This is a genomic window from Bacteroides sp. MSSM.1001136sp1_RTP21357st2_D2_RTP21359_211015 (genome assembly GCF_040913205.1).
Taxonomy (GTDB): domain Bacteria; phylum Bacteroidota; class Bacteroidia; order Bacteroidales; family Bacteroidaceae; genus Bacteroides; species Bacteroides ovatus.
The window spans coordinates 65,524-87,049 of the sequence record NZ_JBDFVF010000020.1; the positions used below are offsets into that span (position 1 = coordinate 65,524).

11 protein-coding genes and 1 pseudogene are annotated in these 21,526 nt (G+C 41.1%); 11 read left to right on the plus strand and 1 reads right to left on the minus strand.

The annotated features are described in order from the left end of the window. Positions 1–10 precede the first annotated feature (10 nt). The 6 genes from AB5217_RS13995 (at position 11) to fsa (ending at position 10,437) form a co-directional block, all read left to right on the plus strand. A complete protein-coding gene (locus AB5217_RS13995) occupies positions 11–3,607 on the plus strand; it encodes a SusC/RagA family TonB-linked outer membrane protein (protein ID WP_004300830.1) in 3,597 nt (1,198 codons plus the stop codon). 20 nt (positions 3,608–3,627) lie between these two features. Next, the gene (locus AB5217_RS14000; RefSeq protein ID WP_008774770.1) at positions 3,628–5,055 is read left to right on the plus strand and encodes a RagB/SusD family nutrient uptake outer membrane protein; all 1,428 of its coding nucleotides are present in this window, start codon (positions 3,628–3,630) and stop codon (positions 5,053–5,055) included. Positions 5,056–5,074: 19 nt separating this feature from the next. Further along, entirely contained in the window at positions 5,075–7,579 is a 2,505-nt protein-coding gene (locus AB5217_RS14005; RefSeq protein ID WP_032844678.1) for a zinc-dependent metalloprotease, read from the plus strand. A 307-nt stretch (positions 7,580–7,886) separates the two neighbouring features. After that, on the plus strand, positions 7,887–8,633 hold the full coding sequence (gene gpmA, locus AB5217_RS14010) for a 2,3-diphosphoglycerate-dependent phosphoglycerate mutase (protein ID WP_004300826.1): 747 nt from the start codon (positions 7,887–7,889) through the stop codon (positions 8,631–8,633). Positions 8,634–8,660: 27 nt separating this feature from the next. After that, a complete protein-coding gene (locus AB5217_RS14015; protein ID WP_004300825.1) occupies positions 8,661–9,713 on the plus strand; it encodes a class I fructose-bisphosphate aldolase in 1,053 nt (350 codons plus the stop codon). 67 nt (positions 9,714–9,780) lie between these two features. Then, a complete protein-coding gene (fsa, locus tag AB5217_RS14020; protein WP_004300824.1) occupies positions 9,781–10,437 on the plus strand; it encodes a fructose-6-phosphate aldolase in 657 nt (218 codons plus the stop codon). 107 nt (positions 10,438–10,544) lie between these two features. On the opposite strand, the gene AB5217_RS14025 is transcribed toward fsa, so the two are convergent. Then, a complete protein-coding gene (locus AB5217_RS14025) occupies positions 10,545–14,492 on the minus strand; it encodes a two-component regulator propeller domain-containing protein (protein WP_008999841.1) in 3,948 nt (1,315 codons plus the stop codon). 508 nt (positions 14,493–15,000) lie between these two features. Here AB5217_RS14025 and AB5217_RS14030 point away from each other — a divergent pair. The 5 genes and pseudogenes from AB5217_RS14030 to AB5217_RS14050 form a co-directional block, all read left to right on the plus strand. Continuing rightward, positions 15,001–16,431, plus strand: coding sequence for a phosphotransferase (locus AB5217_RS14030; RefSeq protein ID WP_008999842.1), 1,431 nt, complete (start codon positions 15,001–15,003; stop codon positions 16,429–16,431). A 36-nt stretch (positions 16,432–16,467) separates the two neighbouring features. Next, entirely contained in the window at positions 16,468–17,217 is a 750-nt protein-coding gene (locus AB5217_RS14035; RefSeq protein ID WP_004300821.1) for a nucleotidyltransferase family protein, read from the plus strand. A gap of 108 nt (positions 17,218–17,325) precedes the next feature. Continuing rightward, positions 17,326–19,308 carry a response regulator gene (locus AB5217_RS14040; protein ID WP_032844761.1) on the plus strand — a complete coding sequence of 661 codons (1,983 nt, stop codon included), beginning with the start codon at positions 17,326–17,328 and terminating at the stop codon, positions 19,306–19,308. 809 nt (positions 19,309–20,117) lie between these two features. Beyond that, on the plus strand, positions 20,118–20,738 hold the full coding sequence (locus AB5217_RS14045; protein ID WP_004300816.1) for a hypothetical protein: 621 nt from the start codon (positions 20,118–20,120) through the stop codon (positions 20,736–20,738). Next, positions 20,734–21,294 (plus strand): annotated as a pseudogene (locus tag AB5217_RS14050) (PD-(D/E)XK nuclease family transposase); the annotation flags it as partial. The gene AB5217_RS14045 and the pseudogene AB5217_RS14050, both read left to right, overlap by 5 nt. Positions 21,295–21,526 lie beyond the last annotated feature (232 nt).

Here is a 21,526-nt window from a genome sequence, read left to right on the forward strand (position 1 = left end):
TACAACTCTTATGAAAAAGCAACAAATTACATTATTAGAAAAAAGAACTAAAAAAAAGCTTGTGTGGATGAGAACTGCCTTTCTATTGCTGGTGTTTACAGCAACAGCCTTGCAAGGATGGGCGCAGAATGCAGAAAACAGGCAGATTTCTTTAGAGATGAAAAACGAACCGCTCGGTTCGGCCTTGAAACAGTTCAGCAATGTATCTGGTTATAAGGTGAATTTTCCCAGTGAAGACGTTGCACCCTATCGTGTAACTGTGAGTATATATCAGATGTCTCCTTTTGCAGCACTTCAGAAGATGCTGGAAGGAAAGCCTTTTGAGTATGATGTGAAACAAAATTTCATCACTGTCCGTAAAGTGAAAGCTACCTCGACAACTGCTTCAGGCAAGTTCAGAAATGTTGGAGGTCAGGTAGTGGATGAAAGTGGTGATCCCTTGCCGGGAGCAAATGTAAAGGTGCTTAACAGTCCCTTTGGTGCTATTACGGACGCAGAGGGAAACTTTACTTGTAGAGTTCCGGTCGATGTACATACATTGGAAGTGTCTTTCGTTGGTATGCAGTCGGAAAAGGTTTCTGTTAAAGACCGTAACAACGTCAGGGTGATAATGCATGAGGACAAGCAACAGTTGGGTGATGTTATTGTGACGGGTTATCAGCGTATTAGCCGTGAACGTTCTACTGCCGCTTTCGGTTTCGTTGATTCCGAGCAACTGAACAGACAGATGCACAGTGATCTGGCCTCATCTCTGGAAGGGCAAGTAGCTGGTTTGCGTATGAATATCAATTCGAATACGGGTGATATGAGTCCTATTCTTCGTGGGGTAGGTACATTCTCGCATGATGTGGGAACAGAACCACTGATTGTTGTGGACGATATGCCAACCAATTTGAGATTGAGCGAGATAAATCCGTATAATGTAGAGAGTATCACTGTACTGAAAGATGCTGCCGCTGCCAGTATTTATGGTGCTTTGGCAGCCAATGGCGTTATTGTGGTAGCCACGATGCGGGCTAAAAAAGAAGGTGCGCACGTGAGCATTAATGCAGACTGGTTTATCACTACCAAACCAAATTTCAAGAGTTTGAATTTAGCTTCAACAAGTGATATTATTGATTATCAGACAGCTGTTTTTGATGCCAATGTAGCGGAAAAAGGAAGTGCGGCGAATTTTTTATCTTCTTTTGAGTATAATTATTACAATCCCTTGTTTCAGCTTTATCTGGATCAGGCCAATGGGGATATTACCAGTGGTGAAGTAAATGCTACGTTGAGGCAATGGTGCAATAATGATTATTATAAAGAATATCGTGATAACGCTTGGCGTACGGCTATAACCCAGCGCTATAATGTAACCGTATCACAGAAAGCCGGAAATAGCAACCATCTCCTTTCTTTCAATTATGAAAAGGATAGTCAGCGCGTTATCAGTGGCAAAAGTAATAAAATTTCTTTATACTATAAATCGAATTATGCGGTTACAAACTGGCTGAACCTGAATGCCGGAGTGGATGTACGTATGGGACGTAGTTATACCCCGAATAGCGGTTATACTAGCTACACCCTGCAACAGCGATATGAACGGATATTGGATGCCGATGGTAACCATTATACTTCTCCTTACGTGAATGTGGATACATCTCCTTCCTATAATGGGAGTGTTGTAAGAAAAGCTGAAGGTGTCTCACCTTATAGAACGTTTGGTTTCAATGTACTTGATGCATTGGAGGAAAGCATAACAAAGTCACATGATGTTAGTATTCGTCCGTTTGTAAGTTTACAGGCTCGTTTCCTGAAAATGTTCAAATACAACTTCATGTATCAGTATGAATGGAATAAAGGTAAGAGTGAACTATTTGAGTCGGAAAATACTTATGTAATGCGTATGCTATATAACAGTATGGTTGATACAAATGGAAAAGCACAATTGCCGCAAGGGGGACGTTTTAATCAGACAGAAGTAGAAAGTAAGCGTTACACGGTACGAAACCAGATTGACTTTGACAAAACTTGGAAAGACCATGCAGTAACTGCCATTGCCGGTCTGGAATTTCGTGAAAACAAGATTCCGACACCTGCCCGCCAATTGTTGTATGGCTACGATCCGCAGACATTAACTTCTGATTTTATGAACTGGCAGACCTATCGTGACGGTGTAGGAACAAGTGCTCTTTCTGGCAGAACAATTACTTTATCGGGGCTGTCTGCTACTTTGCACGAGTCACGCCATCGTTATGCGTCTTTTTATGCAAATGCAGGATACTCTTATCTGTCACGTTATAATCTTTCCGGAAGTATACGTTGGGATCAAGCTGACTTGTTCGGGCTCGATATACGCAATCAGCGCCATCCTTTGTGGTCAATCGGTGCTTCTTGGATTTTATCGGAAGAATCGTTCATAAAAGAGATTTCCTGGCTGGATTACCTTAAACTACGTATGACATACGGTATCAACGGTAATGTCGATCAAAGCTCAACTACCTATTTTGTTGTAAAGAAAAAAACGCAAAGTAATCCTATTAAAACGACCTATCTGACTTATGAGGATGATGATTTGCCAAATCCGAAGCTTCGTTGGGAGAAAACAGCCACCTACAATATAGGATTAGATTTCCGTCTTTTCAAGAATCTGATAAGCGGTAGTCTGGAATATTACAATCGTCACTCATCTGATTTGCTGGTACGCCGATATATGGACCCTACTTTAGGAGCCGGTTCACGTGTGGTGAATAATGGTGAGATGCGTAATCGTGGCGTAGAACTTTCCCTTACAACCAATATCATACGTAAGAAAGACTGGAACTTCGCTGTAGATTTTAACTTTGACTATAATAAGAACAAAATGTTGAAAGTCGATCATAGTGAATCTGATAATGCAAGAGTCTTTATCGCAAGTCCGCAGGTTTATTTTATGGAAGGTACTAGTTATAATACGTTATGGGCTTACCGTATACATCGTATCGAGAATGGATATCCGGTAGCAGTGGATAAAGATGGAAATGATCTGGTGAAATTTAATGAAGACGGCACGGTAGCCAGTATCACTTCTGGTTCTTCGCTCAAAGGTACTGATGACTTGGTGAACCTTGGTTCGCTGACTCCGAAATTCAGCGGGTCAGTGGGGTTAAGATTCAACTATAAGAATTTTGATTTGAATGCATTCTTTGTGTATGCTGGTGGTAATAAGCTGCGTAACAGTGTATTAAAAATGGATGACCAGTTAGGTACTCAAACCTTGAAAGGAATTGCCAACCGTTGGACTGCGGATGATTCGAATGCACAGGTACGTATGTACCTCGATATACCGGCACAGGTAAAAACTTATGCCAGCACTTTCCAAGATTGGTGGCAATACGGTGACATCAATGTGAAAGATGCAGGTTATGTAAAATTGCGTAGCTTGAGTGTAGGATATAACTTGCCGTTTACGGTTTGCCAACACCTCCGCCTCTCTTCTCTGAAAGTGAAAGTGCAGGTAAATAATCTGTTTACCTGGTGTAAGGCAGGAAGTGATATTGATCCGGAAAGCTATGGAATGAATGACGGTACACGTGGCATCGCTTCTCCCAAGACTTACTCCATCGGATTATCAACAAGTTTCTAACCATTTTAAAAATATAAGATATGCGTAAATTACTTTATATATTGCCAGTTATTCTCATATTGGGTTTTGCAGCCTGTGAAAACTATGTGGATATTACTCCTACAGGCAAGAAAACGGTGGATTCTACTGATACTTATTATGAATTGATAGCCCTGCCCAACCGGGCCTACCATCCGGCAGCTTTTGCCTTGTTGAGCGATAATGTCTGGTCGAAAGAATCGAATATCATAGGTAATGAATTTATTTCATGGGATGGTATTAACATGACTTTTAATGAGGCAGCTAACCGGAAAGAGCTAAGTGATAACAATTTATATGAAAATTGTTATACATATATCCTACGGTCAAATATCGTAATTTCATTGGTTGATGCTAGTCTGGGTGATAAAGATGTTAAGGAATTGGCAAAAGCGGAAGCAAAGATCATGCGTGCCTGGGATCACTTTATTCTGATAAATACATTTGCGAAAGCATATAATCCGGAAACTGCAGCCACTGACGGTGGAGTTGCTATCATTGATAAATATGATTTGGAGGCTACTCCAACCAAATCTACGGTTGCTCAAGTATACGATTTTATTATTAAGGATATAGAAGAAGCGCTTCCTTATTTACAGGAAGAGCCGGTGAATGTATATCATCCGTCAAAAGCTTTTGGATATGCGTTGGCTGCCCGTGTTTATCTGTTCCATCGAGATTGGAAAAAAGCGAAAGAAGCTGCCGAAGAATCATTGAAGTTGAATAATACCCTGATTGATTATATTGATTTGGGAGCTAAAGGAGGTCCGACTAAGGTTACTACTTATGCCAAAGGCGGTAACCCGGAAGTGCTGAACTATGCTTATATGGGTGGTCCTACTGAAGTTTTGGCCTTTTGTTATGGTATGCTTAGCCCGGAGATGGTACAACTTTTCGGGCAGAATGATGAACGTTTGAACCAATTCTTTAAAACGAGTGACAACAGTGTATACTACTTTGACGAAGGTTCAGGAGCTGCTTTGTGGAATACTTCGATTACTTATTCTAAGTTTCAGCCTATGTCTGTGGGAATGCGTACTGCCGAAGTTTACCTGATTCTGGCAGAAGCGAAAGCACGGCTGAAAGATATACCGGGAGCTGTCCAAACATTGAATCAGTTGCGTGAAAAACGAATCAAGGGAGCCGAAGCTGTATTGCCGGAACCTGCTACCGAACGTGCGATGGTGCAGGCAGTCATTGATGAGCGCCGTAAGGAGTTAATCTCCGGATTTAGTCGCTTCTGGGATTTGAAACGATACAATACGGAAGCTGATTACGCAAAGACAATCACCCGTACTTTCCCGCTGGTATCTACGGATGTCGAGAAAAAGACATATACGTTGAAGCCGGATTCACGGTTGTATATCATTCCATTCCCGTTGGCTGCCCGTGAAAAAAATCCGAACCTGACAATGAACACTAACGAATGAAAAAAATAAAGAGAAAACTATGCGAAAGATTTTGATGATGGCTGTGTTGGCGTTCCTGTCCTTGCAAGGTGTGGGAGCTCGTGCCAGTGGTATATCTCTTCTGGAAAGTGGAAAGAAGAAACTGGTAGCACAGGAAGATACGGTCAAGAAAGACACTGTTAAGAAAGTAACGGCTTATGAAAAACTGTTGAAAGATGGAGGAAGTGAATCTGAGGGTATGTTTACGGTACGCCACATCAAAGATAACTGGTATTTTGAAGTGCCGGATACTCTTTTAGGACGGTTGTTGTTGGCTGTGACCCGGTTTAAAGCAGTGCCACAGGGTTTCAAAATGCTTAGCGGAGAAGAGGTGAACCGGAGTGTTGTTTATTGGGAACAGCATGATGATAAGACTCTCTTTTTACGCGAATATGTGCAATCACAGTTTGCCCGTCCGGGTGATAACATTGCCGAGGCATTGAAACAATCGACTGTAGATCCTGTAATCTATAAATTTGATGTAATCGGTAGAAATCCGGAGACTCAGGCACAGCTCATTGATGTATCAAAACTCTTTTTAGGTGATAATAAATTGTGTGGCTTTACCTCAAGCGACCGTTCCATTCTTGGCATTGGTACTTTAGCCCAGGACCGCACATTTATGGATACGATAAAAACCTATCCTATCAACGTGGAGGCAGTGACTTTGCGTACTTATAGTATTAGTGCTGGTAGACTACCGGCTGCACAGACTGGTTCGGTGACTGTGAAACTGAATACAAGCATCGTGATGTTACCCAAAGAACCGATGCAGCCACGGTTTGCCGATGACCGGGTGGGATTTTTCCAAAACTCGTTGACCGAATTTTCGGACGACCAGCAGACTACCGATCGTGGAGCCATCATCCAGCGCTATCGGTTGGAACCGAAAGATCCGGAACGTTACCGTCGGGGACAACTCTCCGAACCGAAAAATCCCATTATCTACTACATTGATCCGGCAACACCGAAGAAGTGGATACCTTATCTTAAAGCAGGTGTCGAAGACTGGAATACAGCATTTGAAGCTGCCGGATTCAAGAACGCTATAATAGCTAAAGAATGGCCGAACGATCCCAATATGAGTTTGGACGATGCGCGTTATAGTGTGATACGTTATCTACCCTCCGAAACGGAGAATGCTTACGGTCCGCGTATTGTCGATCCGCGTAGTGGAGAAATTATGGAAAGTCATATTTGTTGGTATCACAACGTAATGAACTTACTCAAAAAGTGGTATATGGTGCAGTGCGGGCCACTGGATAAGCGCGCACGCACGATGACTTTTGACGACAAATTAATGGGCAGTCTGATTCAGTTTGTCTCTTCACATGAAGTGGGGCATAGTATCGGCTTACGGCACAATATGGCAGCCAGTTCGGCTACTCCGGTAGAGAAACTGCGTGATAAAGCTTGGGTAGAAGCCAATGGTCATACGGTATCAATCATGGATTATGCGCGGTTTAATTATGTAGCCCAACCGGAAGATCGGATTTCCGAAAAAGGATTGTTCCCTCGTATCGGTGTTTATGACAAATGGGCTATCCAATGGGGATATCGCTATCGTCCGGAATTTAAGGATCCTTATAAAGAAAAAGACGTATTACGTGCCGAAGTAACCAAAAAACTGCGGGGAGATCATCGCTTGTGGTTTGTTGGTGATGAAGGAAAGGGATTTGATCCCCGTAGCCAGAGTGAGGACTTGGGCGACAATAATATGAAAGCCAATGAATACGGTATAAAGAACCTGAAAAGAGTGATGGAAAACATACTGACCTGGACAGCACAGCCTGACGGAGAGTACACTGACTTAACCACCATTTATAATTCGGTTCGTGCCCAACATCTGAAGTATACCCTGCAAGTGCAGAAGAACATAGGAGGACGCTATACCAATAATTTGCCGGATCTCAAAGTGCATGATTATCTGCCACGCAGTTTGCAGAAAGAAGCTGTTGAATGGTTGGGACGCAATTTGTTTGTAGCTCCACTCTGGCTCTACCCTGATGAAGTGGTGAGTCGTACCGGAGTCAAACCGGTGGATGAGATTCGTGACCGCCAAAGCTCTGTTGTAGCTTTGCTACTTGCACCGGGAATGTTGTATAATATTTACTCAACCTCATTGTGTTCTTCGGAATCGTATGCACTCGATGATTATTTGAACGATGTATTTACTGCAATATGGAAACCGTTGAATGATCCCAATGAACTGGAGAATAATTTCCGCCGTCAGTTGCACCGGACTTATCTGGGGTTTGTCGAAGGAATGATTAAACCTAGTAGCAAAGATGGTGCCAATGCAAATCTGGCAATCAGCCGTTCTGATATTCAGCTTTTTGTAGAACAGCATTTAGATAAGATTGAAGAGTCAGTAAAAGAGCAACTTGCTGCTTCTAAGGAGGGAGATCTCAATTACCGGCATTATGCGGCATTGCTGCGCAACGTTCAGAAAATAAAAGAAGGATATTATGGAAAAGATGCTGATACGCGGTCTTCTGATAAATAGCTTTGAGGAAAACGAAGAATAGAAAAAAATAGAAAAGTAGAACAGATTTTCTTGTATATATAAACTCTCTCTTTTTACTTTTACAGACTTACTCTTCTCTAATGATAACCTTGCTTTGATGAATCATCATCCATAATGCAAGCTTAGAATTAGAGGAGGGTATTTTTTTATATCCCTGATTACTGCATCCCGCTTCTTTGTAGAAAGAATCATTATTTCTGGGTATTGACAACTATTTATTTTCTAGTGAACTTTGTGAAGAAACAATCTGTTGTATATATAAAAAGAAGAAAGGAGAATTTTAGAAATGAAAAAGATAGTATTACTTCGTCACGGAGAGAGTGCATGGAATAAAGAAAATCGTTTTACGGGCTGGACAGATGTAGATCTGACAGAAAAGGGAGTTGCCGAAGCTGAAAAAGCCGGAGAGACATTGAAAGAATATGGTTTCAATTTTGATAAGGCTTATACTTCCTATTTGAAGCGTGCGGTGAAAACCTTGAACTGTGTTCTCGATAAGATGAATCTGGACTGGATACCTGTAGAGAAAAGCTGGCGCTTGAATGAAAAGCATTATGGTGAATTGCAGGGATTGAATAAAGCCGAGACTGCCGAGAAATATGGAGAAGAACAAGTGCTAGTGTGGCGTCGTAGCTATGATATAGCTCCCCATCCTCTTTCAGAAAGTGATTTGAGAAATCCCCGTTTTGATTACCGTTATCATGAAGTACCCGATGCGGAGTTGCCTCGTACTGAATCGTTGAAAGATACCATTGAACGTATTATGCCTTATTGGGAAAGTGATATATTTCCTAGTCTGAAAACAGCTCATACGCTGTTGGTGGTCGCTCATGGCAATAGTTTGAGAGGCATCATCAAGCATCTAAAAAACATCTCCGATGAAGATATTGTCAAGCTGAATCTACCTACGGCTGTGCCTTACGTATTTGAGTTTGATGAAAACCTGAACGTTGCTAATGACTATTTCCTGGGAAACCCGGAAGAGATCAAAAAACTGATGGAAGCAGTAGCCAATCAGGGAAAGAAAAAATAGAAAAGTTACACATTAAAAAAAGAAGTTATGAGTAAAGTAGTAGAATTATTAAGAGATAAGGCCTGTTATTACCTGGACCACACTTGCGAAACCATTGATAAATCATTGATTCATGTTCCGTCTCCCGATACAATAGATAAAATCTGGATTGATTCGGACCGGAGCATCAGAGTATTGAACAGTCTGCAAACGTTGTTGGGACATGGCCGCCTGGCAAATACCGGTTATGTGTCTATACTTCCTGTCGATCAGGACATCGAACATACTGCCGGAGCATCGTTTGCCCCCAATCCGATCTATTTCGATCCGGAAAATATCGTAAAACTGGCTATTGAAGGAGGCTGTAATGGAGTAGCTTCTACCTTTGGGATTCTTGGATCCGTAGCACGTAAATATGCCCATAAAATACCTTTTATCGTTAAGTTGAATCACAATGAATTACTTTCTTATCCTAACAGTTTCGACCAAGTATTGTTTGGTACCGTTAAAGAAGCCTGGAATATGGGAGCAGTAGCGGTAGGCGCCACTATCTATTTCGGTTCGGAACAGAGTCGCCGTCAGCTCGTGGAGATAGCCGAAGCTTTTGAATATGCTCACGAACTGGGGATGGCAACCATTCTTTGGTGTTACCTGCGCAATAATGATTTCAAGAAAGGTGCTGTCGATTATCATGCTGCCGCCGACCTGACAGGACAGGCCGACCGTTTGGGAGTGACTATCAAAGCTGATATTGTGAAACAGAAACTTCCGACTAATAATGGTGGCTTCAAAGCTATCGGTTTCGGAAAGATCGACGAGCGTATGTATACCGAACTTGCTTCCGAACATCCGATTGACCTTTGCCGCTACCAGGTAGCCAACGGCTATATGGGACGCGTTGGTTTGATTAACTCCGGTGGAGAATCTCACGGTTCTTCCGATTTGCGTGATGCAGTCATTACAGCTGTAGTCAACAAACGTGCAGGAGGTATGGGATTGATTAGCGGACGTAAAGCGTTCCAGAAACCAATGAACGAAGGGGTGGAATTATTGAATACTATTCAGGATGTATATCTTGATTCGTCAATAACGATTGCATAATCAGAGATGAATGGAAATAAATTATTATCTTTGACTATTAGATCGTTAACCATTAAAAATTAAGAGTATGAAATTTTTTATTGACACAGCTAATTTGGAGCAAATTCAGGAGGCTTATGACCTCGGAGTACTTGACGGAGTGACTACCAACCCTTCGCTGATGGCGAAAGAAGGTATCAAAGGAACGCAGAATCAGCGTGAACATTATATCAAGATATGCAAGATTGTCAACGGAGATGTCAGTGCCGAAGTGATAGCAACCGATTATGAAGGAATGATTCGTGAAGGTGAAGAACTTGCCGCGCTCAATCCGCATATTGTAGTAAAAGTTCCCTGTATTGCCGATGGCATTAAAGCGATCAAACATTTCACGGAAAAGGGAATCCGTACTAACTGTACATTAGTCTTTTCAGTAGGACAGGCATTACTGGCAGCTAAAGCCGGAGCTACCTATGTTTCGCCTTTTGTCGGTCGTCTGGACGATATTTGTGAAGATGGAGTAGGGCTTGTGGGAGATATTGTACGTATGTATCGTACCTATGATTACAAGACACAAGTGCTCGCTGCTTCTATCCGCAATACGAAACATATTATCGAATGTGTGGAAGTGGGAGCGGACGTTGCTACTTGTCCGTTGAGTGCTATCAAGGGTTTATTGAATCATCCGTTGACGGATTCGGGATTGAAGAAGTTTCTGGAAGACTATAAAAAAGTCAATGGTTGAGTAAGTAATGAAACTTGCAGTATATTAAAATTTTTAGGCACGGATTATTTGCTCAGGTCTTAGAATTCCGTGCCTAAAGAATATTTGTTTTTTCGGGTAGCTGCTCATTACTCTTTTTTCCGTTCCTGTTTTCTCTTCTCCTTATATTGAGTTGGCGTTTCTCCTGTATATTGTTTGAAAGCCGTACTGAAATAGCGTGAAGTAGTGAAGCCGACCTTCTCGGCAATTTCCGTGAACGACATGTCCGTACTGGTGATTAATGTGATCGCTTTCTCCATCCGGAATTTATTAATGTAATCATTGGCTCCCATATCGGTCAGAGCTTTTAGCTTATTGTAAAGGGAAGCCCGGCTCATACCTATCTCCTTGCAGATAAAAGTGACGTCCAGATTGCTGCTATCCAGATGTTCCTGAATAATTTTATTCAGTTTCAGCAGAAATGTTTCATCTGCCTGGCTGAAAGTGCTCTCTTCCGGCGCAGGGACTAATCCTGTATTCAAATATCTTTTCTTGATAGATTCGCGGTTTTTCAATCGGTTGCGAATGATTTCCATTAGCATTTCTATCTCAAAGGGCTTAGTCAGATAAGCGTCCGCCCCGTTCTTGTAGCCACTCAACTGACTTTGTTTATCATCTCTTGCTGTCAGCAGAATGATAGGAATGTGACTGATCGTAATATCTTCCTTTATATTTTTGCAAAGTTCATATCCATTCATTCTCGGCATCATCACGTCACTGACGATAATATCCGGAGCATGATTTCTGGTCAGTTGAAGGGCTTCCACACCATCGGAAGCAATCACTACCCGTTTGAAATATTCTCCCAGTGACTTTTTCAGAAAATCCGTCAAATCCGGATTGTCATCCACCACTAGAATACTGTAAGGACTCGTATCGAACGTATTTTCCTCCGGTAACTGTTCTTTGCTATCATCGTTCATCAATTCGTTCAGATATGCCTTCGGCTGACAGACGATCTCTTCCGATTGTTGTCTCAAGGGTAGTTCAAAGAAGAATGTTGCACCAGCTTCCTGATTATCCCGTGCACCGATGGAGCCTCCGTGTAGTTCTACCAGAATCCTGGAATAAGATAATCCGATACCTGTGCCGCTTTGCTCTCCTGTACCTTGATAGAAACGGGTGAAGAGTTTTTGTGTATTTACTTGTTTCAATCCGTTTCCCCGGTCAATGATGGAGATACGTACGCTATTTTTCTCGGAAAGCAACTCCGATGTAATTGTTATTTCTGCATCTTGTGGACTGTGTTTCAAGGCATTGATAAGCAGATTGCTTAGAATAATCTCACACTTATCTTTATCGAAACTTACAGTATTGACCTGTGGGTCAAGCTGATAGCGGATACGGACGTTTTTAGCTTCACCTTCGCTGACGAAATCTTGGGATACATGTTCAATCCATTGATTGAGAGCATACGGCTGTATCTGCAATTTACTTTCCCCAACCTCCATTTTGCGTACATCGAGTACCATATTAATAAGGTTTTTCATTCGCTGTGACTGGCGATAGATTGCTTTTATAGGTAAATATTGTGTATCTTCGGCAGAAAGCGATTTCAGTATCCGGCTAAGCGGTGCGTGTATGAGCGTTAAAGGTGTGCGCAGCTCATGACTGATATTAATAAGGAAACGTACTTTTTCTTCATATACCTGTTGTTCATGTTCCTTCATTGCCCATTTCAGTTTTTCTTCCTTACGCTTTAGAGTTCTTCGGAAAGTTTCAATAATAGCGGCAGCAGTAAGAACGGTACAGCTAAGAATAAACCACCATGTCCGATACCAGGGAGGGAGAATGGTTAGTTCCAGTACTTCCTGACTGGGAATCCAACTGCCATCTTTAGCTGTACATGAAGCCATAATCTTATAACTTCCCGGAGGAAGTGAACGTATAGCCAGTTCGGGATTGTACGATTCGATTTGCTGGTCATTCAGCCCTTCTATCTGGTATCTGTACACTTTCTGTCGGAAAATGTCCTTCTCTTTCGACATGATCCGGATAGTGATATTACTGTTCCAGGGAGCGGAGATCCCTGTTGGTCGATTGGTTAATTCGTTATTCACGGATTCTCCATTGATGATGACATCGGATAATTGGAGTTGGGGAAGTTCAGAAGTTGTTAATGGTATTTTGCAGTTAATGTGCAGTAAACCTTTTACTCCACCCATATAGACGTCTCCCTGCATACTTAACAGGCGGGGTTTGGAAAGATATTCGTTCTGGATTACGCCGTCTGATTCGCCGAATAGAACGAACTTTTTTTCTTTGATAAGCCAAGCGAAAAGCATGCTGTCAGCTCCTATCCATACTTTTCCTTGCTGGTCGCATACGATCAAAGTGATTTCACTAAATAGAGAGGTCGGGATCGGAGTCTGTATTTTGGTGGCGGGATTGTAGTGTACCAATCCGTAATTGTTCCCAATCCAGAAGTTTCCCTCTTCGTCTCTTGAAACGGAGTTGATGGTCGTGTCTTTCCAGCATCTGTATAGGGCTTTCAGCCGGTTTGTATGGTTGTCCAGTTCATATATGTGCTTCGTATCATTTAGATAAGTGGTGTTCCTATAATTGCCGATTGGCAGGAGAGCACCGATAATATCTTGTTCTTCCTGTTCTATAGCGGTACTGAAAGTACGTGTATTCAAATCATATATATAGATATGTTCTCCAAGGAACAGAATGCTGTGATGAGTGTTCCGGAGTAGATTTACAGCCTTGCCTCGATTGCATAAGAGTGCTGTTGTTTCAGCGTCGACAATGGTGAAAGGTTGTTTTTCTCCAGTTGCCGGATTGAAAATAAATACTCCTTGTGAGAAAATAGAAATTAATAATTTACCGGGAGTAAACTGACAGATAGAGGCAACTTTGTCTTCCCAGGTTGAGGGATAATGAGTAAATTTCTCTGTGAGCGGATTAAAGTTGTTGATACCTCCTCCGTCCGTGCCTACCCAGATTTGATCTTGAGATTCCTGGAAAAGACTTAGAACGGTATTGTTGCTAAGTCCCCGGTCGTTGCCGGGTGGTACGTCTGTATATGTTTTCATGGAAACTTCCCGGATGCTGATTAGTCCGTTGCGGATGCTGCCTGCCCATATATTGTTGTTGTAGTCGTTGTATAGGCATAAGATAGAGTTGGCGGGAAGTGAATAGTTGTCACTTCCGGGCACATGTTCCAGCAGAGAAAAATGTCCGGTTTCCGGGTCGAGAATATTAATGCCTCCTCCGTCTGTTCCAATCCAGATTTCTCCTTCCCGTTCGGCGAGACTTAGTACAACATTGTTACTTAGAGAAGAGTTGTGGGTAGTATATGTAGCCAGTAGTTTACCGTCGTGTGTCAGGCAGTTCAGCCCTCCGTTGTAAGGGGCTACCCAGATTCTTTTTTGTGAGTCTATGAGTACGTTCATTATTTCCTTTCCGCAATCGAAAGGAGGACGGCGGCATTTTCCGGTATTCAGGTCAAGCAGGAGTAGTCCTTGCCAGCGACTACAACAAAGTAATGTTCGTTTATCCCATAGACTTAGCAGAGTCACATTATAATTGGGCTCTAGGTCAAACGTTTGCAGGAGGCGGAAAGTGGCATCCTGATAATTATAGAAAAAGATTTTATTTTTCGAACCGAATAACACTCCATCATCAGTCAGGCAGACGGAATGGGCGATGATATTATTTCCTGTTTCATCAGTCGGTATAAGAAAGTCATCGCTTTGCCGCTGATAACGTGCCACTCCCTTATCTGTCAGAATCCATATATTGTTTTGTACATCTTCTATCAGCTGGTAGATTAAATTGTGAGGAATGGAATGAGGGTTGTTTGACTGATGGACATACTTTTTAAGTTCATGTCCGTCATATCGTCCCAGTCCGGAGCGGGTTCCAATCCATACAAAACCTTGTTTGTCCGTTAAAATACATCTCACGGTGGAAGGAAGGCCATCTTTTAGTGAGATTTGCTTATAGTAATAATGACCGGCTTGAAGAGGGGAAACGCCGATAAACAGTGTGATAAATGCGATGCATAGTAGTAAAAAGGTCTTTCTTCTCATGAGATTAGGTCAGTTAAACTAAAACAAAGATAATACATTCGGATGAATATTGGTTGAAAAGCAAACTTATTTTGCATTCCTTCAAGTAAGAGAGTGGTATTTACTTGCTTTTCTCTATTTAATTTTGTATCTTTAAAGCTTTCCGACCTTTTAAGAATAGTTTGTCCCCTTGTAATGGGATAATAGTCATCTTATAGGGTGCTATTTGTCACTTTACAAAATGACTATCGTCACCTTATAAAGAGATGACTACTCGACTGCATAAACTATTATAAATTTCTGTACTGAAAATCTTTAATCTCTGCACTGAAAATCTTTGAATACAATGAGATTTGCTAATTCTTCATCTTATATTCATAGGGAGCCATTCCAACAACTATTTTAAATAACCGGCTTATTGGAAGTAAAGGCCTGTACACAGCAGATTAGGTAAAGTAGGCGGTTTTTATCAGCGGGAAGATAGTATTATTTAACTAGATTCTCTATCTTTGCTCGAAAATATACGACTATGATTACTGAAGAACTACAGAAACTTTATCAGTCATATACGGGCGTTCCCGCTGAAAACATAACAGAATTACCGTCTTCCGGTTCCAACCGTCGTTATTTTCGGTTGACGGGTATTCAGCCGTTGATTGGAGTCTACGGGGCTTCAATAGATGAGAATGAAGCATTTCTTTATATGGCGGGGCACTTCCGTAAGTGCGGTCTGCCTGTTCCCGAAGTTCGCATTGTCTCGGAAGATAAAACCTATTATTTGCAGGAAGATTTGGGAGATGCTCTATTGTTTCATGCCATAGAGAAAGGACGTGCTACCAGTGTCTTTTCAGAAGAGGAGAAAGAGTTGCTCCGCAAAACGATTCGTCTGCTTCCTGCTATTCAGTTTGCCGGGGCCGATGGATTTGATTTTTCCCGTTGTTATCCTCAACCGGAGTTCAATCAACGTTCCATTTTGTGGGATTTGAATTACTTTAAATATTGCTTCCTGAAAGCTACCGGTATGGAGTTTCAGGAGGATAAACTGGAAGATGATTTCCAGAAAATGAGCGATGTCTTGCTTCGCAGTTCTTCCGCTACTTTCATGTATCGTGATTTTCAGAGCCGTAATGTGATGATAAAAGACGGCGAACCGTGGTTTATCGACTTTCAGGGCGGACGCAAAGGCCCGTTCTATTATGACATAGCCTCTTTCCTGTGGCAAGCGAAAGCGAAATATCCCGATAGTCTTCGTAAAGAACTGCTGCAAGAGTATATGGAAGCTCTTCGCAAATACCAACCGATTGACGAATCCTATTTTTATAGCCAGCTTCGTCACTTTGTCCTTTTCCGTACGCTGCAAGTGTTGGGAGCTTATGGTTTCCGTGGTTACTTTGAAAAGAAACCGCATTTTATCCAAAGTGTTCCTTATGCCATCGAAAACCTGCGTGAATTGTTGAAAGAAGAATATCCGGAATATCCGTATCTCTGTAACGTTTTGCGAGAGCTTACCGGACTGAAACAATTTACGGACGATCTGAAAAAGCGGCAGTTAACCGTCAAAGTAATGAGTTTTGCCTATAAGAAAGGAATTCCTGATGACTCTACCGGCAATGGAGGAGGTTATGTATTCGACTGTCGCGCCGTGAATAATCCCGGTAAGTATGAGCGTTACAAACCTTTCACCGGACTGGATGAACCTGTAATCACTTTCTTGGAAGAAGATGGAGAAATACTCCGTTTCCTCGATCATGTCTATGCTTTGGTGGATGCCTCCGTGCAACGTTATATGGAACGCGGATTCAGCAATTTGTCCGTCTGCTTCGGTTGCACCGGCGGACAGCATCGTTCTGTTTATTCTGCCCAGCATCTGGCAGAGCACCTGAATCAGAAATTTGGTGTGAAAGTCGAACTGGTGCATCGGGAACAGAATATCGAACATACGTTTGAGGCAACAATCTAAGAAGAGTAAATATTAAAGAAGAAAGTAACCGAAAGAATGAAAGCAATGATATTTGCAGCCGGTTTGGGTAGCCGGCTGAAGCCGCTCACCGATACCATGCCGAAGGCTTTGGTTCCCATAGCCGGACATCCGATGTTGGAACATGTGATCTTAAAACTGAAAGCTGCCGGATTCACAGAAATAGTGATTAATATCCATCATTTTGGCGAACAAATACTTGATTTCTTAGAAGCCAATGAGAATTTTGGGCTTATCATACATATTTCCGATGAACGCGATCTGTTGCTCGACACCGGTGGGGGAATTAAGAAAGCCCGTTCTTTCTTTGAAAACTCCGATGAGCCTTTCCTGATACACAATGTCGATATTCTTTCAGACGTGAATCTGAAAGAATTATATGACTACCATTTACGAAGCGGTGCTGTTGCCACTTTACTGGCCAGCCAACGTAAAACCTCCCGCTATCTTCTTTTTGATACAGATAAGAGACTTTGCGGATGGATAAACAAGGATACGGAACAAGTGAAACCGGAAGGTTTTCAGTATGATTCTTCCCTTTATCAAGAATATGCATTCAGTGGCATCCATGTACTTTCGCCCGCCATTTTTCAATGGATGACCTCTCCCTCATGGGATGGAAAATTCTCTATCATGGATTTCTATCTTGCCACTTGCCGGCAAGTAAACTATGGTGGTTACTTGACAGAAAAGTTGCATCTGATTGATATAGGCAAACCGGAAACATTAGCGAAAGCAGAAGGCTTCTTATACCAAAATGCGAAATAAAGATACTGAAAGAGGCTAAAAGGCCTCTTTCTTTCTATGTAACAAAATATTAAAGTAACTTTGCTTGGATAAACAATCAATATTGTAATACTATACAAATTTTGCTGCATGGAACAGACTTTGGTAAATGGGATAGCTGATAACTTATTGCATAATATCTTTAATGACTTGTCTGTAGGCTTGGAATTGTATGATAAGGACGGTTTCATGATAGATGTCAATTATTCACGGTTGAGATCAATGGGGATAAAAGACAAAAAGGATATTTTGGGCTATAATCTATTCAACTACACCAGTTTCTCTGATGAAATCAAGGAACAGATCAGAAAAGGAGAAACAGTGCGTTTCATGGCAAAATATGATTTTGATGACTTGTGCCGTCTTTTTCCTACTAATCTGTCCGGTATAAAATTCTTCGAGATTACCGTTTCTTTTGTACATAATGATAAGTCTGAAATTACCAATTATATGGTGATAACTCAAGATATCACCGAACGTGTTTTGTGGCAAAACAAATATGATAATCTTTACGAAGAGGTTGTGCGTTCGAAAAAAGAACTTCTTGAGAGCGAACAAAGAATGATCCATTTGATTCGTCAGAATGAATTGGTATTGAACAATATTAATTCGGGATTGGCATATATTGCGAACGACTATATCGTACAATGGGAGAATATCTCGCTTTGTAGTAAAAGCCTTTCTTATGAGGCTTACAAAAAAGGAGAACCTTGCTATCTGACAGCCCATAATCGCACCACTCCTTGTGAGAATTGTGTGATGCAACGTGCCCGGAAATCCGGTCAGGTAGAGTCTATCTTGTTTAATCTGGATAACAAGCATGTCATAGAAGTCTTTGCTACTCCCATATTTAATGAACAGGGAGATGTTGACGGTGTCGTGATTCGTGTAGATGATGTTACCGAGCGGCAGCACATGATTGGTGAACTTGAAAAGGCAAGGAGCCGCGCTGAACAATCCGATAAGTTGAAATCCGCCTTTCTGGCAAATATGAGCCATGAAATTCGTACACCGTTAAATGCTATCGTTGGTTTTTCCGACTTATTGATGGTGACGGAAGATCAAGAAGAAAAAGAAGAATTTATTCAGATTATCAATGCCAACAATGAGTTGCTTTTGAAGCTGATTAACGACATACTGGATCTTTCGAAAATAGAAGCCGGCTCGGTAGAACTGAAATACGAAAATTTTGATTTGGCTGTTTATTTCAACGAATTAGCTGCTTCGATGCATCGTCGTGTAGTAAATCCGCAGGTTCGGTTAGTTCCCGTGAATCCTTATGAAACTTGTACCGTTCGTTTGGATAAAAACCGGTTAGCGCAGATTCTCACTAACTTTGTAACTAATGCTATCAAATATACCTCCAAAGGAACTATTGAAATGGGGTATGAGAAGATAGACGAAAATATTCGTCTTTACGTTCGCGATACAGGTATCGGCATACCGGAGGATAAAAAAGATAAAGTATTTCATCGTTTTGAGAAACTGGATGAATTTGCACAGGGAACCGGATTGGGATTGTCCATTTGTAAAGCCATTGTTGAGGCTTGCAGAGGAGAGATAGGCTTTGAGTCAGAATTTGATAAAGGGTCTTTATTTTGGGCGGTTTTGCCATGCCAGTTCGAATCGGTTAACAGCGAACCGACTTCTTCACGTCGGAACAATGAGAAGGATGCGAATAAAGAAAATATTCTTGACTCCGAAGAAACAAAAAAAGTACCTAAAAGAGTACTGGTCGTTGAAGATATACAAAGTAACTTCTTTTTGGTATCTTCTATCTTGAAAAACAAATGCCAGTTGTTACACGCACCGAATGGACTGGAGGCAGTTGAGATTGTCCGTACCCAACCGGTGGATTTGGTACTGATGGATATGAAGATGCCTGTTATGGACGGACGTACTGCAACCTCGGAGATCCGGAAGTTCAATGCTGAAATTCCAATTATCGCCCTGACTGCTCATGCCTTTGATGCTGACCGGGTAGCTGCGTTGAAAGCCGGTTGTGATGATTATCTGGTGAAGCCGATCAATGGCGCGAAGTTGATGCAGACGCTGAAAGAGTATGGTTGTTGAAAGGATGGGATTAGAAATGTGCTGATCTGAAAAAGGGTATATTCTATTCTTTCTGTTTTTAATATATCAGTCACTTGTTTGTGGTGAAGGAAAAAACGCTCTGCATTTTGGATGAAAGAATGTAGGATTGTTTGTTATCCTGGATAATTCCTGTCTAAAAATAAATAATTCCTCTGTATTGCTATCTATATGCTTGTTGTTTGCCCGTATGTAGTTTGTTTTATCATTCTTTTTTGGTGCGCATGTGATGATGAACTAGCCTATAAACGGGCTTTTCCAAGGGCTTTTATAACTTGGTCGGTGAGTATGGAAGGCTTTCTCGGTGAGGAAGGATGTGTTCCTCACCGAGGAATGGCTTATTGCTCACCGAGGAAAATCATTTATTTCTTTAAAGAAAACGCATATTATCTGAAAATATATGCTGTATTGTGGCAGTAATATGCATATATATGTGATAATATGGATGCTTTTAATTCCGGATTCCCATCTTCAATAGTTTTGTTTTCTTTCTTAATCTGAAAAATAGAACATTTCTCTTGTTTGTTTGGAGGAATTGAAAGGGAGACGGCTTACTATAAAAGGCTATAAATCCGTAAAGTTTGGGATTGTTTTTTATGTTTATGGATTTAAATAGTTATCTTTGTACAAGAAAGGAGGTATATAATGACTGCTACAAAGAAAATAAAAACTCGGGAAGAACTTAGAGTTGAGGTAGTGAAGAAAATTACAGCTAATAAAAGGAATGCCCAATCTTTTCTAAAAAAAGCTGGAATAGTCTCTAAATCAGGTGAACTTACCAAAATTTATAGATGAAAGAAACATTATACTCACGTCGTTCTAATCTTGTTGTTGGCTTTCATGGTTGTGATCAATCAATTGCAAATAAGATAATTGAAGGTAAAGATGATCTAATTGCAAGTACTAATGATTATGATTGGCTGGGACATGGAATCTATTTTTGGGAAAACAACGAGCTTCGTGCATTGCAATATGCAAATGATATGATGGGTAGAGCTCATTCATCTGTTAAATGCCCAGCTGTAATTGGTGCTATTATTGATTTGGGATACTGCATGGACTTGACAGATTCATTGTATTTAGGTGAATTGAAGGAATCTTATAATGTACTTGTGGAAACATGTCGTGTAACAGGGATTTCTCTTCCTACAAATTCTACAATAGGAATATCTGAAGATAAGCTATTGCGCAGATTGGATTGTGCAGTTATTGAAACGGCACATCAGATTAACAGAGAAGTATCAGGAAGAGAATTTGATTCAGTGAAAGGTGTATTTTGGGAAGGTGTTGAACTCTATCCAGACGCAGGGTTTAGAGAAAAGAATCATATTCAGATATGTGTGCGTAATCCTAATTGTATAAAGGGGTTCTTTTTGCCTCGTAAATTAGATATGAACTATATAAATCCGTAAGGAAAATTTGGAGGCTAAATTCCGTACGGATACGGTTCTTTCCGGCCGTGATACTGGGAAGATTGTAAATCTGCATCTCCGGCAGATTTATTTGCAATTTCCTTATTTTACAAAGGACTTGTCGGACTGCCATACATTATATGATAAATTGATTTATGCACTGAAGAATATGAGCAATTGGAATAGAATGCCGGATGCTTTGAAAGAACAAGTGTTTGAACATCTGGCGAGATTGGCAGCAGTTGCCGATCTTTCGGAAGAAAATCGTATCGCTTATGATAAGGCATTAGATCGATATAGAGTCAATCAAATCGTAGAGGAGGATGAACGGCGTAAAAACGAAGAGATGCGGAGAAAAGCGGCTGAAGAAGGGATGAAAGAAGGGCTAAAGGAAGGGATAAGAGAAGGAATAAAGGAAGGAATGGAGAAAGGGATGGAGAAAGGAGAGCAAAAGAAGCAAATTGAAATTGCTCGAAAGATGAGGGAGGACGGAATATCCATTGATACAATTATCAAATACACGGGTCTTCAATCTTCTGATATAGAAAACCTATAATATATCTTCGTAGGAAAATTGTTGTAGTTATATTAGGATAAAATATAAAAGAGGCGGGAATATTCAGGAATGAATACTTCCGCTTTCTTTTTTTGATTCGTAAGATGTCCAACAATGTCTATGATGTTTAGATATATCGATGAAATGGACGATTTTAGACAAATTTGGAAGAATCGTAGCTAAAATAGAACATTCTTTGCCTTTAATATAGCCTACATTTGTGATCGTGATT

Coding starts and splice junctions, on each gene's coding strand:
- AB5217_RS14045 (WP_004300816.1), top strand. CDS start 20,118: ATGAAAGAAACATTATACTCACGTCGTTCTAATCTTGTTGTTGGCTTT.
- fsa (WP_004300824.1), top strand. CDS start 9,781: ATGAAATTTTTTATTGACACAGCTAATTTGGAGCAAATTCAGGAGGCT.
- AB5217_RS14030 (WP_008999842.1), top strand. CDS start 15,001: ATGATTACTGAAGAACTACAGAAACTTTATCAGTCATATACGGGCGTT.
- AB5217_RS14015 (WP_004300825.1), top strand. CDS start 8,661: ATGAGTAAAGTAGTAGAATTATTAAGAGATAAGGCCTGTTATTACCTG.
- AB5217_RS14035 (WP_004300821.1), top strand. CDS start 16,468: ATGAAAGCAATGATATTTGCAGCCGGTTTGGGTAGCCGGCTGAAGCCG.
- gpmA (WP_004300826.1), top strand. CDS start 7,887: ATGAAAAAGATAGTATTACTTCGTCACGGAGAGAGTGCATGGAATAAA.
- AB5217_RS14040 (WP_032844761.1), top strand. CDS start 17,326: ATGGAACAGACTTTGGTAAATGGGATAGCTGATAACTTATTGCATAAT.
- AB5217_RS13995 (WP_004300830.1), top strand. CDS start 11: ATGAAAAAGCAACAAATTACATTATTAGAAAAAAGAACTAAAAAAAAG.
- AB5217_RS14025 (WP_008999841.1), bottom strand. CDS start 14,492: ATGAGAAGAAAGACCTTTTTACTACTATGCATCGCATTTATCACACTG.
- AB5217_RS14005 (WP_032844678.1), top strand. CDS start 5,075: ATGCGAAAGATTTTGATGATGGCTGTGTTGGCGTTCCTGTCCTTGCAA.
- AB5217_RS14000 (WP_008774770.1), top strand. CDS start 3,628: ATGCGTAAATTACTTTATATATTGCCAGTTATTCTCATATTGGGTTTT.